This is a genomic window from Anaerococcus lactolyticus ATCC 51172 (assembly GCF_000156575.1).
GTDB lineage: Bacteria > Bacillota > Clostridia > Tissierellales > Peptoniphilaceae > Anaerococcus > Anaerococcus lactolyticus.
In genome coordinates this window covers 1-1,791 of the sequence record NZ_GG666060.1, presented here as the reverse complement: position 1 = coordinate 1,791, position 1,791 = coordinate 1, and the positions used below count along the sequence as shown (strand labels likewise).

Here is a 1,791-nt window from a genome sequence, read left to right as displayed (position 1 = left end):
GTTTTTAGCATTCTCATTAAACTTATGATTTTATCTATATCAAATTCTTAATTATACAATCAATCATTTCAACTTAGCTTTACTTATATATTAAGTTTGTGCTGTCGTTTTGTTCATCGTTTTTTATTAAAGTTCCAGAATTCTAATTGTACTTTTCTATCGTATGTTTATAAATTTACACGATAATTGAGTTTATTGTTGTCCTTAATCTACTGCTTAAATCGTTGAGAAGATTAAAATTCATCTTCATCTGGAATAATTTCTGTATCTTCCTTATCTTCAAGATCATAATCCTCCCCTTCAGATTCATAATCATCTTCTAATTCATTATAATCTTGCTCATCTTCAAAACTTGCTTCTTCATTTTTTTTATAGATTTTGAAGTAATATCCTGCACCCATTACACCAACAATAATTAAACCCATAAATAAATAAAGTCCTACCCCTGATTTCTTTTCTTCTTTCTCCTCTTTCTTCGGTTTTTCCTCCACGGGTTCTTCTTTTTTTACTACTTCTTCTTTTGGCTTTGCTTCACTTTCTCCTTCAATCATATTTAGTAGATCTTGTTCTCCAACTTCTGTTAGTAATTGTACATTTTCTTGATTTTCCGAATGATCTACAATGAGGTGCATAGTTTTTCCACTCTTTGTTTGAAAGGTTAAAAATTGTCTAACATCTATTGGATTTTCCTTTTTTTCATCTCTTGATGTTTGATCTTCTACTTTCGGTGTAATATCCTGTCCATTTTTATCTACATTTTCTATAACTGTTCCTCTTGCCTTATTTTCTTTTGTGGCTAATGGATTAATTGCTTTAGTATTGCCACCTTTAACAAGTTTAGATGGCTTTTCTTTTTTATCTACTTGCTCATTTTTTATGTTATTTTCTTGTATTTTCGGCACTTCCTGATAAGGAATTTTTTGACTCTCATTAGATGGTTCATATACATCTTCATCAAATAAGCTTTCTAATTCTTTACTTTTTTCTGGCAAATAAATATCATTTGACTGATTTTTTATTTCATTATCATTGCTCTTAGCTATGGATATGCTTGGCATACTTAATAGTAAAAGGAGTAGCACTAAGGCTACCCCTAATCTTTTTTTCTTCATAGTTATCTCCTTTTCTTACTTTATATTCTTAAAGACATAAACTGCCTTTCTGCTATTATCCCATTCTATACTTTGATCTTTTTCATCTCTTATATCCCCACAGCTTGCATTAAAAGCTTTAGCTATATTGGAAATAGATGCGTGAATTCTTCCATTTATAATTACAGGTTTAGTGTCAGAATGATAAATGTTTCCTTGACTATCTTTCATAACACCAGTATCTATATTTAATCTTAGAGTTTTTTTAGGTAAGGCTGTATTTTCTTTATTTGAAAAGATAGCCTCTCTCTTACTATCATCATATTCTACATTAAACCCAAGAGTATAAGCTGCATATCTAACAGGTAGCATAATGCGATTATCCTTAATATATGCTTTTACATCCATATACACAGTAGTTTTCTTTCCATCTTTTATAATGTTATAGAAGTTTTTGTTTACTTGGAAAACTGCAAATTCTTTTTCATCTTTAACTTGCTTTTTGTCTTGTTGTTCCTCTTGCTTTTTCATCTTGTTAAGATCAAATTGATTTAGAATGTTCTTATCATCAGCTTTCAAAAGTTCGTCCCACTTCTTATCTTGAGATTTCTTATCTTCTTTCTTCTCTTTGTTTTCTTTTTGGAGTTTTAGAAGTTCATCTAATTTCTTAGATAAGTCTTGATTTAGATTTTTATCTTTT

2 protein-coding genes are annotated in these 1,791 nt (G+C 29.3%); both read right to left on the bottom strand.

Annotated features, from left to right (window positions below):
• Positions 1 to 233 precede the first annotated feature (233 nt).
• Complete coding sequence (locus tag HMPREF0072_RS10095; protein WP_004830188.1) at positions 234 to 1,112, bottom strand: CD1107 family mobile element protein; 879 nt, start codon at positions 1,110 to 1,112, stop codon at positions 234 to 236.
• Between the two features lie 15 nt (positions 1,113 to 1,127).
• The coding region (locus HMPREF0072_RS10090; protein WP_039931456.1) for a stalk domain-containing protein at positions 1,128 to 1,791 on the bottom strand (664 nt) is incomplete at its 5' end.

Excerpts from the sequence above, each read along its gene's own strand:
- HMPREF0072_RS10095 (WP_004830188.1), bottom strand. The coding sequence starts at position 1,112 with ATGAAGAAAAAAAGATTAGGGGTAGCCTTAGTGCTACTCCTTTTACTA.